The sequence below is a fragment of the Microbacterium sp. genome (assembly GCF_048259935.1).
Classification (GTDB): domain Bacteria; phylum Actinomycetota; class Actinomycetes; order Actinomycetales; family Microbacteriaceae; genus Microbacterium.
This window is the reverse complement of sequence record NZ_JBLXHF010000003.1, coordinates 422,289-436,498: the sequence shown is the minus strand read 5'-3', so window position 1 is coordinate 436,498 and position 14,210 is coordinate 422,289. Positions and strand designations below refer to the sequence as shown.

10 protein-coding genes are annotated in these 14,210 nt (G+C 66.5%); 4 read left to right on the top strand and 6 right to left on the bottom strand.

Going from position 1 to position 14,210, the window contains the following annotated elements:
- Positions 1-373: 373 nt before the first annotated feature.
- From ACN0RC_RS07700 to rplM, 4 genes are all read right to left on the bottom strand, one after another.
- A complete protein-coding gene (locus tag ACN0RC_RS07700) occupies positions 374-5,566 on the bottom strand; it encodes a metallophosphoesterase (protein ID WP_417510410.1) in 5,193 nt (1,730 codons plus the stop codon).
- 290 nt (positions 5,567-5,856) lie between these two features.
- Positions 5,857-7,215, bottom strand: coding sequence for a phosphoglucosamine mutase (gene glmM, locus ACN0RC_RS07695; protein WP_417510408.1), 1,359 nt, complete (start codon positions 7,213-7,215; stop codon positions 5,857-5,859).
- A 14-nt stretch (positions 7,216-7,229) separates the two neighbouring features.
- On the bottom strand, positions 7,230-7,712 hold the full coding sequence (gene rpsI / locus ACN0RC_RS07690; RefSeq protein WP_417510406.1) for a 30S ribosomal protein S9: 483 nt from the start codon (positions 7,710-7,712) through the stop codon (positions 7,230-7,232).
- Between the two features lie 26 nt (positions 7,713-7,738).
- Positions 7,739-8,185, bottom strand: a complete 447-nt coding sequence (rplM, locus tag ACN0RC_RS07685; protein WP_417510404.1) for a 50S ribosomal protein L13 — start codon at positions 8,183-8,185, stop codon at positions 7,739-7,741.
- 364 nt (positions 8,186-8,549) lie between these two features.
- Here rplM and ACN0RC_RS07680 point away from each other — a divergent pair, with 364 nt between their 5' ends.
- From ACN0RC_RS07680 to ACN0RC_RS07665, 4 genes are read left to right on the top strand one after another with little or no spacing between them, the layout of a single operon-like run.
- The gene (locus ACN0RC_RS07680) at positions 8,550-9,038 is read left to right on the top strand and encodes a ribose-5-phosphate isomerase (protein WP_417510402.1); all 489 of its coding nucleotides are present in this window, start codon (positions 8,550-8,552) and stop codon (positions 9,036-9,038) included.
- Positions 9,032-9,862 (top strand): triose-phosphate isomerase family protein, encoded by an 831-nt coding sequence (locus ACN0RC_RS07675; RefSeq protein WP_417510400.1) that lies wholly within the window; start codon positions 9,032-9,034, stop codon positions 9,860-9,862. Before ACN0RC_RS07680 ends, ACN0RC_RS07675 begins: the two co-directional genes overlap by 7 nt.
- Entirely contained in the window at positions 9,859-11,568 is a 1,710-nt protein-coding gene (locus tag ACN0RC_RS07670) for a dihydroxyacetone kinase family protein (RefSeq protein ID WP_417510398.1), read from the top strand. Before ACN0RC_RS07675 ends, ACN0RC_RS07670 begins: the two co-directional genes overlap by 4 nt.
- Positions 11,561-12,574, top strand: a complete 1,014-nt coding sequence (locus tag ACN0RC_RS07665; protein WP_417510396.1) for a tagatose 1,6-diphosphate aldolase — start codon at positions 11,561-11,563, stop codon at positions 12,572-12,574. The genes ACN0RC_RS07670 and ACN0RC_RS07665 overlap by 8 nt, the downstream gene beginning before the upstream one ends.
- 4 nt (positions 12,575-12,578) lie before the next feature.
- Here the strand turns inward: ACN0RC_RS07665 and ACN0RC_RS07660 are convergent, their stop codons facing one another.
- Both ACN0RC_RS07660 and ACN0RC_RS07655 read right to left on the bottom strand, forming a co-directional pair.
- Entirely contained in the window at positions 12,579-13,142 is a 564-nt protein-coding gene (locus tag ACN0RC_RS07660) for an SIS domain-containing protein (protein ID WP_417510394.1), read from the bottom strand.
- A gap of 2 nt (positions 13,143-13,144) precedes the next feature.
- Positions 13,145-14,203 (bottom strand): ABC transporter permease, encoded by a 1,059-nt coding sequence (locus ACN0RC_RS07655; RefSeq protein ID WP_417510392.1) that lies wholly within the window; start codon positions 14,201-14,203, stop codon positions 13,145-13,147.
- Positions 14,204-14,210: the final 7 nt, after the last annotated feature.

Sequence of the window (14,210 nt, the reverse complement as noted above, 5' to 3'; positions counted from 1 at the left end):
GGTCTCCTGGCGCTCCCCGCCTGCGTCCGCGGCGGGTTGTGGATGCGCCTCCGCCGCGCGGCCAGGGGACTGGTGCTCGGCCCGGGCGCCTGCCTGCTCGCCATCGTCTCGGCGATCGTGGTCTCGTGGGTGGTGCTGGTCGAAGTGCTGCGTTAGGTTCTCGGCGGGGGGCTGCGCGGGGTCGGCGCGGGGGCGGCGGGGGTCGGCAGGGGTCGCAATTGGCCGCCTCAGCTCACCGGACGCGGCACACTGCGCCACCCGCCGCGCCGCGCACTGCCGCAGGGGTCGCTGAACGCCGCTTGGCCCCGCCGGACGCGGCACACTGCGCCACCTGCCGCGTGCGAACGGGCGGGGTGGCGAAGTCCCGCACCCGTCAGCTGACCGAGCGGCGGCTGCGGCGACGTACCAGCAGACCAGCTCCGGCGATCAGCGCGAGTGCCCCGGCGATCGTCCAGCCGATCAGTCCTGCGCCGTCAGCACCGGTCGTCGCCAGAGCGCCGTCAGAAGTTCCGCCAGAGCCGTTGCCGCCCTTGTCCGTACCCGAGCCGTCGGATCCGCCGGGCGTGCCGCCATCGCCGTTTCCGTCACCGTTTCCGCCGTCGCCGTTTCCGCCGTCGCCGTCTCCGCCACCATCACCCGGGCCCGGGTCTGTCGCGGGCAGCACCGTGAACAGCTGCACAGGCGAGACATCGATTGCCCCGTACGGGTCACTCGTGCGCACGTACCAGCCACGCTCCCCCACCTCGGCCAGCGGCCACGGCGCCGACAGAATCGACCCAGAAGCCACCTGCTCGAACGACGCGATCTCGTTCGCCGTGAGGATCTCTGCCGAGAACGCATCGGTCCCCAGCATCCGCTCGACCGTCGAAATGCCGAGGTCTGCGAACGACAGCTCGAACTCCTGCGGAATCGCCGCCAGCGTCGGGTCATCGGAGTTGTATTTGCCCAGCAGCCCGCCGTTCGCCGGGTCCTCCAGCGACGGCGAGAACGTGCGCACGATCATGCGCTGACCCACCGTGTCGAAGTGCATCAGGCGCAAGAAGCCCTGACCGCCCTCAGGCAGCCCCTGGTAGTCGAACAGCATCGAGTAGACGTTGCGATCCATCACGCCATCACCGTCATCATCGAACTGATCGGTGCGGGTCAACGCGCTGTGGTAATGCCCGGAGAGCACCATCTTCACATTCACGTTGGTCGCGACGACCTCATCGAGGATCCGCTGCGGAGTCGCACCCAGACCGCCCGTGGTGAGGATGAACTCGTGCTGCGCGATGATCGCCACCCGATCGGGGTACTGCGCGAGCACCTCGTTCATCCATGCTATCTCGACATCACCAGGACCCCACCCGGTGTAGACCATGATGAAGTCGATCCCGCCCGCCGACAGCAGGTCGTAGTGACTGCGGTTGTTCTCGTCGCCACCGCCGTACCAGGGGTTGCCCTCGAACCGATCCGCACCGAAGTACGTGCCGTAGTTCGTGTAGTCGATCACCGAGTGACCCACGTCGTGGTTGCCCGCCAGCACACCGTACGGCAGACCAGCCTCGTCGAGCCGGCGGTACTCCGGGTCGGCGTTCTCCCACTGGTACATCTGGTCGTAGTCGTCGACGATGTCGCCGGTGTGGAACAGGTACTGCAGGTTCAGCGTCTCGCGCTGCGCGAGCAGATAACTGTGGATCGCCTGCTGGTGACGGTAGCGGTCCTCCTCGGGAATGAGGTTCTCGTTGTAGTACTGAGTGTCGGATTCCCACCCGAAGGTGAAGTCGTACTCGGCGCGCGGAGTATCCAGCGGATGCCCCGGCGTTGCTCCCGACTCGCGCGTGCTCAGATCAGCACCCGCGAACCCCTCGGAATGCTGGATCAGCACCCGCACCGCGCCATCGTGCGCGTGCGCGGTGACATCGATCGCGGCATCCAGCGTGAACGAACCCTCATCGGCCGCGACGTGCCTGGTCTGCTCGACCCACGCCGAGCCGTCTGCGGCGAGCGCGTACAGCACGACCGTCGCACCGGCGTTCGCGCTGCCAGACCACGACACCCGCACGAGCGAGCCGTCGCCGGCATCCCCCGTGGCGACATCGAAAAGCTGGTACGGGAACGCCTCATTCGAAGACACATCGGCGGCGAGGCCGTCGGTGCTCGACAGCATCCAGATGTCTTCATCGCTCAGCAGCTCGGGCTGCGCGCGATCCAGGCTCTGCGCATCGTTCACCGTGCCGGACTGCAGCTCGATGTCACCATCAGCGAGGTCCACACGTCGCCCCTCAAGGAACGCGACATCCAGCACGTCTCCGGTCGGGTCCTCGACCTTCGCCTGCAGGGTCACATCTCCCGCCTCGACCTCTTCACCCTCGGCGGGCGACAGCGCACCGGCACTGGGCTGCTCGTCGTAGGTGATGAAGCTCGTGGTGTATTCCGAGACGTTGCCCAGAGCATCCGTCGCCGTGATCGCGAGCGTGTGGGTACCTGCGGGCAGCACGACCGACGAGGTCTCGTACGGGAGCGGGATCTCGACTCCGTCGAGCATCGCAACGGTCTGACCGACCCCGGCGCCGGCATCAGTGACGTCGGCATCGATCGCGATCACGCCCTGGAATGCCGTGCCATCGACGATCTCGGTGGCGACATCTGGTCCGGTGTTGTCGACGGTGACGGTGCGAGAGACGGTGTTGGCCGCCTCCGCCGCTGTCACGACGGCCGGACCGTCTTCGTGCGAGGTCGTGTCCCACTGGGCCGTGACCGCAGAGAATGCGTTCTCCGGCAGGGTGAACCGCGCGTCGTAGAAGTCGAACTTGCCCGTGCTGTCGCCCATCGAGAGCACGGTCTCTGGGTTGTCGTACCCCTGCGGGAAGAGCGTGCGCCCGTCGGGCAGGATCATGCGCAGCCCGCGGATCACGAAGTCGTCGTTGTTCTCGAGCTCGTCGATCTCGGGAGCCTTCTTCGTGCCGGCCCACACGCTCACGACCAGCTCGTCGCCCTGACGCACGTACGACAGCGGCACGGGGGTCGAGATGGTCTCCCAGTTCGAGTAGGTGCCCTTGTCGAAGATGTTCAGCACGTCTTCGCCGATGCGAACACCGTTCTTGAAGTAGTAGTCGGTGTTCGACGTCTCAAAGGCGAACATGGGCTCGGCCTCGAGGCTCGTCACGGTCTCAAGCTCGGTGCCGTCGACGTCCACATCGATCTCTGCCGGGTACTCGTCTGCTGCCGCCACAATCGTCTCGATGCCACTCTTCGCGGCACCACCCACGAACGCACCGTCTTCGAGGCCCAGGCGCAGCGGCTCGGTGGAGACGCCCTTCACATTCGCCCGAACAGTGTCGAGAGTCGTCGTGTGCGAGCCATCGCTCGCCGTGACCGAGTACTCGAACCACGACTTGCCCGTCAGATCGACCGCGGGGATCGTGTGGATATACGCGCCGTCGCCGGCATCCGACAGGTTGACCGCCGGCATCGCACCATCGACGTCGTTGGCCATCTCGAGCGTGACCGTGCGCGCCTGCACGTCATCCGTGACGCCGAAGCTCAGCGCGAAGTCGGCGGCCGGGTCGATCTCGCCGGCCGTGCGGTTCTCGATGACCGGCGCCGCAGTGTCGGGCGCGGGGATCATCAGCCCCGCGGGCACCTGGTCAGCCTGGATCGCCCCGGGCGTCGCCGGAGTGACACCGAGAATCCGCTGCAGCGTCAGGTCGTCGTCGCTGGTGACGTAACGGATGCCCTGATCGACCATCGTGTCATCGGCGCCAGCGAGGTTGTAGTGAGCGCGGTTGAGGGAGTGACCGGTGTTGGTGATGACCTCGATTCCGCGCGGGGAGCCGTTCGCCATTCCGCCGGAGTAGATCTCGACGAGGTTCTCACCGAGCGTGAGAGTCGTGCCGAACGCGGCGTTGAAGTCGGCGACGCCGAGCTCGTTGTTCGGACCGTTCTTGATCCACAGCACGAGCGTCTCTCCGGCCGAGATCACCACATCGGCGGGAGTCGCCGGCCACCGGCTCGTCTGCGTGTTGGTGTGCTCGTCGACCGCGTAGAGGTAGTTGATCGAGTAGTCGCCGAAATCGATCGGCTCGCTCGTGGCGTTGTAGACCTCGACGAACTCGAATCCGTCAGAGGCGCCGACGTTCGTCGAGTCGGGCAGCAGCTCGGTCACCTGCAGCGGCGCGGTGACCACCGAGGGATCGGGCTGCGGATCGAACTCGGGCTCGGGCTCGGGGGCCTGTGCCGTGAGGACGTCGGGTGAGATCACGCCGGGAGTCGGGGCAGCCGCCTCTTCGAGAAGCGGCATGCTGTGCTGAGCGATATCGCCGGGAATGCGGAAGTGCGCGCTCAGGTCCACGCCGACCGAGCCTGCCGGATAGTACGACCAGCCGACGATTTCTTCGGCCTCGGCCACGTCGTTCACAACCCGGATGCCGCGGCCTCCGCCGTTCGCCATCCCAGCCTGTCCCTCGACCCTGATCACGCGCGTCTCGGCGGGTGCTCCCCAGCGGGTGCGAAATTCGTCCGCCGTGTGCGCGAACGAGTCCAGGGTCGCGGTGGTGTAGCTCAGCCACATCACGACGGTCTCACCGGGGGCGATCGCGGTCGGTGCGGCGTCAGTGTCAGCATACGTCGTCACCGTCAGCGCGACGTCACGGGTGCGGTCATCGGAATCGACGAAGGTGTAGGCGAAAGAGTATCCGTCAGCGGTCTCGGACGTCTGCAGATCGATCGGCTGGTTCGTGGTGTTGTGCACCTCGAAGTACTCGAAGGCATCGGTGCCGACGTTATCTGGCGCGATCTCGGTGACCATGAGCGGCCAGTTCGACGCCGGCCCAGGCTGTGGCTCTTCGGGCTGCGTCGGCGCAGGGCGCTCCAGCGCGATCGGCAGCACCGTGCCGGGGGTCCGCTCGGACTGCAGGCCGAGCACGCTCAGGCTTTCCGGCGCACCGGCCGTCTCGGGTGCGGCCGGCAGACGGAAGTGCACTCCGAAGTCATCACCCATCGACCCCGCCGGATAGTGCGACCACGTCAGCAGCGCGTCATTCTTCAGAACCCGGATGCCGCGGTCTCCGCCGTTGGCCATCCCCGCCTGTCCTGTGATCCGGACGACCTGGGTGGCCGCATCCACCCCGTGGTAGGTGCGGAAGTCGTCCGTCGTGCGGGCGAAGGAGTCGACCGCACCGGCGGCATAGCTCAGCCAGAGCACAGCAGTTTCGCCTGCGGCGAGCACCAGCGGCTCAGCGGTGAGCGCGATGTCGCGACTGCGGTCGTCGGAGTCGGCGTAGGAGTACGCGAACGAGTATCCCTCTGCTGCGAGATCCACCGCCGCGGCGGTCGTGTTGTGGATCTCGACGTACTCGAACTGGTCGCTGCCGACGTTGTTCGCGACGATCTCGGTGACGATGATCGCGGGGGCGGCGGTGGCGGCTGCCATCTTGGCGGGCGCCGCGGTGGCGGTCGCCGTCTTCAGCGCGTGCGGCGGCGGCGTGACGGATGCCGCGACCGGACTGACCGGAAGCAGCGTGGCGACCAGCACGGTCGCGCCGAAGATGGACGGGAGGGCAAGAGCAGGACGGCGCAGGAGCACGTGGACACACCAATGGCTGGGGAAGTCGACAGGGACGTCCCGAAGCTATTGATGTGTCCGCAACGAGCGGTGTCGCACACTCCCGACCCGCGTGGCCGTGAGGTTGCCGTCAGGTGAACTGGCTCGCTGCGCAGTGTTGCCCATGCGCGTTGCCGCGGCACGTGCCGCAGGAGTCGCGATGCGCGTTGTTGCCCCTGCACGTTGCCGCGGGGTCGCAGTTGGTCGCCTCAGCTCACCGGACGCGGCACACTGCGCCACCTCCCGTGCGCGAACCCGCGCGAACCAGAGCGCTACAGCGCGAGGCGCTCCTTGACGACCGCAGCAAGCCGGTCGGCGTAGGACTGTGCGGATTCAGCATCCGCCGCCTCGACCATCACGCGCACGAGCTGTTCGGTTCCGGACTTGCGCAGCAGCACTCGTCCGGAATCACCGAGCTCGGCCTCGATGGCGGCGACGGCACTCTGTATGCCCTCATCTTCGGCGCAGCGCTCTTTGTCGACCCCGCGCACGTTGATGAGCACCTGCGGGTACACCGTCATGACGTTCGCGAGCTCGGCGAGCGTCTTGTTCTTGTGCGCCATCTCGGCGACGAGGTGAAGACCCGTGAGCACACCGTCGCCGGTCGTCGCGAACTCGCTCATGATGACGTGCCCGGACTGCTCACCGCCCAGCGCGAAGCCGTTGGCGTTCATGTCTTCGAGCACGTAGCGGTCGCCGACAGCGGTCTGGCGCACGGCGATGCCGTGCTCTTCCATCGCGCGGTGGAGGCCCAGGTTGCTCATCACTGTTGCGACGAGCGTGTCCTTGACGAGGTGACCGCGCTCTTTCATGGCCACCGCGAGGATCGCCATGATGCGGTCGCCGTCGATGATGCGTCCGTCGGCATCGACCGCGAGACAACGGTCGGCGTCGCCGTCGTGGGCGATACCGACATCGGCGCCCAGACGGACGACGGCCTCAGCAAGGTTGTCGAGGTGCGTGGAACCGACACCATCGTTGATGTTGATGCCGTCCGGCTCAGCACCGATGACCGTGACGGTCGCGCCTGCGGCCTTGAAGGTCTCGGGCGAGACGCCGGATGCTGCGCCGTGCGCACAGTCGAGCACCACGTGGATGCCGTCGAGCGAGTGCGGGAGCGAGCCCAGCAGGTGCAGCTTGTAGCGGTCTTCTGCGTCGGAGAAGCGCTGGATGCGCCCGACGCCGGAGCCGGTGGGGAGAAGCATCTCCCCCGCCATCGCGGCCTCGATGCGCTGCTCGACCTCATCGGGGAGCTTCACGCCGCCGCGGGCGAAGATCTTGATTCCGTTGTCCGGTGCGGGGTTGTGCGACGCGGACACCATGACGCCGAAGTCGGCATCGTGGTCGCCGACGAGGAACGCCAGGGCCGGAGTGGGAATGACACCCGCGTCGAGAACGTCGACGCCGGATGCTGCGAGGCCTGCCGAGACGGCGGCCACAAGGAATTCACCGGAGATGCGCGGGTCGCGGGCGACGACTGCGGACAGTCGCTTGCCCTCGCCCTTGCGAGCCTCTGCAGTGCGGCCCTGGCCCAGGACGACAGCAGTCGCCTGGGCCAGGGTGAGCGCCAGATCGGCGGTGAGGATGCCATTGGCAAGCCCTCGCACGCCGTCCGTGCCGAAAAGCGGCATCGGAGTGGTGATCCTTAGCGCTTCGAGTACTGAGGCGCCTTGCGGGCCTTCTTGAGACCGGCCTTCTTGCGCTCGATGACGCGAGCGTCACGAGAGAGGAAGCCAGCCTTCTTGAGCGTTGCACGGTTGTTCTCGACGTCGATGCCGTTCAGCGAGCGGGCGATGCCGAGACGCAGTGCGCCGGCCTGGCCCGAGTCGCCGCCACCCGAGATGCGGGCGATGACGTCGTACGCACCCTCAAGGTTCAGCACCTTGAACGGGTCGTTGATCAGCTGCTGGTGCAGCTTGTTCGGGAAGTAGTCCTCGAGAGTACGGCCATTGACCGTGATGGTGCCAGAGCCGGGGATCAGGCGCACGCGGGCGATGGCCTGCTTGCGACGACCCACGGCAGCGCCGGGGACGTTCAGAACCGGACGGGGAGCCGTCTCGGTCTGCGCGGCCTCAGGGCTCGAGGTCGAGTAGTTCTGCGGAGTTTCGGTTGATTCGATGTCAGCCACGAGTATGTCCTTAGTCGTTGCGGCGCTTACTGGGCGACCTGGTCGAGGGTGTACGGCTGGGGCTGCTGCGCGGCGTGCGGGTGCTCGGCACCGACGTACACCTTGAGCTTCGACAGCTGCTGACGGCCCAGGCTGTTCTTGGGGAGCATGCCGCGGACGGCCTTCTCGACAGCGCGGACGGGGTTCTTCTCGAGGAGCTCCTCATAGGAGACCTTCGACAGACCACCCGGGTAGCCGGAGTGGCGGTAAGCCATCTTCTTCTGGAGCTTCTGGCCGGTCAGGGCAACCTTGTCGGCGTTGATGATGACGACGAAGTCGCCGGTGTCGACGTGGTTGGCGAAGGTCGGCTTGTGCTTGCCGCGCAGGAGCGCTGCAGCGTGGGAGGCCAGGCGGCCGAGAACGACGTCGTTGGCGTCGATGACGACCCAGTCACGCTGAATCGTCGCGGCCTTCGGGGTGTATGTGCGCGTCACAATAGTGCTGCTTTCTTGTTCGAACGGAGAGGTTCGTGAATCCCACTCCGGGGTGGTTCTCAACCCGACGCTTCGACAGGCTCAGCGATCGAGAAGGGGAACACGCCAGTGGAGGGCTCACGTTCGTAGCATCCGGCCCCTGAGCTTGTCAAAGGGCGGGCACCAAGGGGATAGCTTACGGCATCGCGTGTCGCCGAGGCAAATGCGCGTAGATATGGCACCCTCAGCCGATCTCGACGCCGATCTAGACCTGAATGTTATCTATTGTCGTGATATCCGGTGATTAGTGTGATGTTTGAATCGTTCTGTAACATTGAAAATCACAAAACTTGGTACGATGGACAGCAGACTCGAGGGAGCAGCAATGAAGAAACTTCGCCTTGTCGTCGGAGCAGACGACGCCGGGTACCAGTACAAGGACATCATCAAGGCAGACCTCGAGGCGAGCGAGCTCGTCGAGTCTGTGGTCGACGTCGGAGTGGACGCCACCGGCGCCACCCCCTACCCCACCATCGCCGTCGCGGCAGCCGAGATGATCAGAGACGGTCTGGCCGATCGCGCCCTGCTGGTCTGCGGAACGGGCCTGGGTGTGGCGATCGCCGCGAACAAGGTTCAGGGCGTGCGCGCGGTCACCGCGCACGATAGTTTCTCAGTAGAGCGCGCAGTGCTCAGCAACAACGCCCAGGTGCTGGCCATGGGGCAGCGGGTGATCGGAATCGAGCTCGCACGCCGTCTGGCTCGCGAGTGGCTCACCTACACGTTCGACGCCACCTCGAACTCCGCCGCCAAGGTCGACTTGATCAACACGTACGAAACCACTACTGACAACAAAGATCACATCGCAACATGTTGAGTTCCACGCCCAACGAGGCTGTTATTCGCACCCGGCCGCTCCAGCTCGGCATCGGGCTGAAGATGTACTTCGACCTGCCGCGCACCCGCGAGTGGGCGGAGCAGGTGCGAGCCCTCGCGCAGTCGCACCCCGCCATCGCACAGGGCATCGTCGACCTCTGGGTGCTGCCGACGACCGTGGCTCTGGAGTCGGTCGCGTCGATCCTCGCCGGGTCTCCCGTGGCCATCGGCGCACAGGACCTCGCCGTCTCCGACGCCGGCGCCTTCACCGGTGAGACCAGCGGGGTAACCCTCGCCCAGCTCGGTTGCCGCTTCGTGGAAGTCGGTCACGCCGAGCGGCGCAGCCTCTTCCAGGAGGATGAAGACATCGTGCGCGCGAAGATGACAGCCGCAGTGCGAAACAATCTGATCCCGGTTCTGTGCGTGGGCGAAGCATCCGAAGGCAGCCCCGCAGACGCCGCGGCGGAGTGCGTGCGCCTGCTGCAGTCGGCCGTCGCGGATCTCGACGAACCCGCAGACGTCATCGTCGCCTACGAACCCGTCTGGGCGATCGGCGCGGCGCAGCCGGCATCCGCACAGCACATCGAGGTCGTCACCGCGGCGCTCCGCAAGGCCTGCGATGCAGACGCTCGTCTGGGCGCAGCATCCATCATCTACGGCGGATCCGCCGGTCGCGGCCAGTTCGCGGCCCTCCCCCAGACCGTTGACGGTCTGTTCGTCGGCCGCGGCGCGCACGATGTCGAAGACCTGCGTGTGATCCTCGACGACATCGCCGCCCGCGCAGGCAGCATCTCTGAAACCACCGCTCAAGGGAGTGCAACGTGACAAAGATCGTCAACGACCCGGCCGAATTCGCAGAGGACTCTCTCGAGGGCTACGTCAAGCTCTACCCGCAGTACGTCAGGCGCGTACCCGGCGGGATCGTGCGCGCTGGACGCGCCGCCGAGCCGAAGGTCGCTGTCATCGTCGGCGGCGGCAGCGGGCACTACCCCGCCTTCACCGGGTACGTCGGTCAGGGCTTCGCCGACGGCGCCGTCGTCGGCAACATCTTCACATCGCCGTCGGCGTCGTACGCGTACTCCGTCGCGAAGCGCGCGCACTCCGGCAAGGGCATCGTGTTCAGCTACGGCAACTACGCCGGCGACGTCATGAACTTCGGCATCGCCGCCGAACAGCTCGAAGCCGAGGGCATCAGCGCCCGCACCGTGATCGTCACCGACGACATCGCAAGCGCCCCCGCCAGCGAGCGCACCAAGCGACGCGGAATCGCCGGTGACTTCGTCGTCTTCAAGATGCTCTCCGCCGCAGCAGAGACCGGCGCAGACCTCGACGAGGTCGTGCGCGTGGGAACCCTCGTGAACGACCGCACCTTCACGATCGGGATCGCCTTCGACGGCTGCACCTTCCCCGGCGCAGACGACAAGCTCTTCACCGTTCCCGAGGGCCACATGTCCATCGGTCTCGGTGTGCACGGCGAACCCGGAATCGAAGACGCGCCGCTGGGCACCGCCAAGGAGATCGCCAAGATCCTCGTCGACCGCCTGCTCGCGGAAGCACCCGCCGGCCACAATGGCCGCGTGGCACCGCTGGTCAACGGACTCGGCCGCACCAAGTGGGAAGAGCTCTACCTGCTGTGGGCAGAGGTCAGCGCACTGCTCGAGGCCGAGGGCCTGACCTGCGTCGAGCCCGAAGTCGGCGAACTCATCACGAGTCTCGACATGTCCGGCGTCTCTCTCACCCTCCTCTGGCTCGATGACGAGCTCGAGCCGCTGTGGAACGCCCCGTGCGAGACCTCCGCATTCCGCAAGGGCGCTCCCCTCGCCGGCGCGACGGGCGCAGATTTCGCCGACGAGGTCGCCGAGGACGACGCCTGGTTCGCCGAAGCGACCGCGAACTCGAAGAATGCCGCAGCACAGGCTGTCACTCTGTTCAGTGGGATCGAAGAGCTGCTGCGCTCTGCCGAATCAGAACTCGGCCGCATCGATGCCGTCGCCGGCGACGGCGATCATGGCCGTGGGATGGTGCGCGGAGTCGAAGCCGCGACCGCTGCCGCAACGGAAGCAGTCGATGCCGGCGCGGGATTGGGCTCGACGATCGCACATGCCGGAGATGCCTGGGCCGAGAACGCCGGCGGCACCTCTGGCGTGCTGTGGGGTTCTGCGCTGCGCTCGCTCGGTCTCTCGCTCGGAGACGACGACACCCCCGATGCGGCTGCGGTGCTCTCTGCCGCTCGCGCGTTCCGCGACACGATCGTGCGCCTCGGCAAGGCAACGGTCGGAGACAAGACCATGGTCGATGCCATGGAGCCCTTCGTCGGTACGCTCACCGCACGGGTCGACGCCGGCGCACCGCTGGGCAGCGCACTCGTCGAGGCCGCGGCAGATGCCACCCGCGCAGCGGAGGCCACCGCCGCGCTCACCCCGAAACTCGGTCGTGCTCGCCCGCTCGCCGCACAGAGCATCGGCACGGCCGACGCCGGTGCGACGTCATTCGCGATGATCGTGACGAGAATCGCTGAACAGCATGGTTGAGTCCGGCGCCCCTGCCGAGCGGACGCGCAGCATCGACCCCGGCAAATACCGGGGGATGCAGCAGGTCACCAGTGCGCACGGCTTCTTCGAGGTCTGCGCTGTCGACCATCTCGCCGACTTCGCGAAGCTGATCGACCCCGACCCCGCGGCTGTGCCCATGAGCGAGATCGTTCAGGCGAAGTCCGAGCTGATCGCAGCTCTCGCCCCGCATGCGTCTGCGGTGCTGCTCGATGCGCAATACGGTCTGCAGTCCGTCGCGGCGGGCATCGTCCCGCGCGAGACCGGGATCATCCTCGCCGTCGAAGAGGAGACGTACTCGGCGCCGACGAGTCCTCGTGTCTCATCGATGCGCTCTGGCTGGGACGCACAGAAGATCGTCCGCGCCGGCGCCGGAATGGCCAAGCTGCTCTGGTTCTACCGCCCGGACCTCGATCAGGGCATCGCCCAGCGGCAGCGGGAACTCCTCGCACAGGTTCAGAGCGAGTGCGACGCGGTCAGTCTTCCTCTCGTCGTCGAGCCGATCTGGTATCCCGTCGCCGGCGAAGACGCGCACGACCCGCAATGGCGGCGTACCCGTGTCGAAGGCATCATCTCGGCAGCTCACGAGGCCTCGCAGTACGGCGCCGACCTGCTCAAGATCGAGTTCCCCGGTGCCGTGGGCTCTCCCGAGCAGATCGAGCGGGCGATCGATGCCTGCGAACGCGTCGATCAAGCCATCTCGGTGCCGTGGGTACTGCTCTCGGCCGGTGTCGGCTTCGACGACTTCGCCCTTCAGCTCGAGATCGCGGCGAAGGCCGGAGCATCCGGTTATATGGCCGGCCGATCCGTCTGGCGCGATGCCGTCACGCGCGACGCGCACGCGCGCGAGGCCGGGATCGCCGTGGCCGTATCGAAACTCGACCGGCTGCGGGCCATCACCCGTCAGCACGCGCGACCGTTCTCCCCGGCCGTTCCCGTCGCGCAGGCGACGCAGGCGATGCCGGAAGGCTGGTACGAAACCTGGTGAGGGTCTACTCGATGTTGCGATGACGAGCGGCGAGGTCTGAGAAGTTCAGCTCCCGCTCGTCCATCAGCATCAGGATCAGACTGTCGAAGAGCACGAAGGTCGACTGCTCGAACAGGCTCCCCATCGGCTGAATCGACTTCACGAGGTCTCCCGATGCGAGGTACGCCGTCGCGGGGACGAACACCCGAGCATCCGCCGCGGCAGCGGTCACGCCATCCGGCGCCGCTGTGACGACGACGGTGGCGGCGCCCGCGTCGCGTGCGTTCGACATGACCGCCTCGATGTGCGGGATGCGGCCCGAGCCTGAGACGGCCACGACGAGGTCCCCGTCCCCCACGGGGGGCGTCGTGTCGTCCCAGACCCAGTGCGCGTCGATGCCTGCGTGCGCGAGCCGCATGGCGAACCCGCGCGCTGTCAGACCTTCTCGCCCCACCCCCACGAGAACGACGCGCTGCGCCGCAAGCAGGCGGTCCAGGAGACCCTGGACCTCGTGCTCATCGACACGCTTCATGACCGCGTGGAGCTCATCAGCCACCGCCGCGGAGATCGCGGAGAACGAGCGCGTCATGACTACTTCGGCACTCCGGTCGTCACCAACAGGTTCTCGGTCTCCGACGATGCGGGCCGTGGTGGTTTAGGAGACCCACCGAACTTGATCCTCGCCACTGTGAAGTTGATCACCATGACGAACAGGAGCATCGCGCCCCAGACCATGTTCTTCGCGAAGGGCGTGAACGCCATCATCGTGAACGCGCTCTGCAGGAACTGCAGCAGCACGAGAGCGAGCAGAATACTGACCACGCGTCCGCGTCCGCCGTACGGGTTGAACCCGGCTAGCACCACAACCAGGATCGCCTGCAGCAGGTACGACTCGCCGAAGCCGACACGCGCCGAGTTCACGCGCGCGATCATCACGAGAGCAGCGAAGCCGACCAGCAGTCCGACCATCGCGTAGGTGAGCAGGATGGTGCGCTCGGTCTTCACGCCGGAGAACTTCAGCGCGACGCTGTTCTCGCCGAAGAGGTAGATGCGCCGGCCCTGCCTCGAGTACCGCAGGAAGAATCCCAGTGCGATGAAGCCGAGGAGCATGACGACGAACATCAGTGGGATGCCCGCCACCGTCACAACGCTGAGCTGCGAGAAACCGGGCACGAGCACTGCGACGCTCTGGCCCTTGGTGATGACCATTCCGATTCCGGAGAACAGGATCATCGTGGCGAGGGTGGCCAGGATCGGGGGCACGGACAGCTTCGCGATCAGGAAGCCGTTGAGCAGTCCGCACAGCAGGGCGGTCACGAGCGTCGCCACGATTGCGATCACGATCAGCATGCCGCCGTTGCCCTCTTCGATCGGGATGATCGCACCGGAGAGGACGGTGGCGCCGACAATGCCGGCCAGAGTGGCCGCGGCCACGATCGAGAGGTCGATCCCACCGGTCAGCATCGCAAGGCCCATGGCCAGCGCGAGGAAGCCGAACTCGCTGACCTGCACGGCCATCGACTGGAAGTTGCCCGGGGAGTAGAACCGGCTGCCGGCGACCACTGCCACGAAGATCGCGGTGATGAGGATCATGACGATCAGTACGGTGAGTTCGCGCTCGCGAGAGACGCTCTTGATGATTCGGTTCATCGGATCT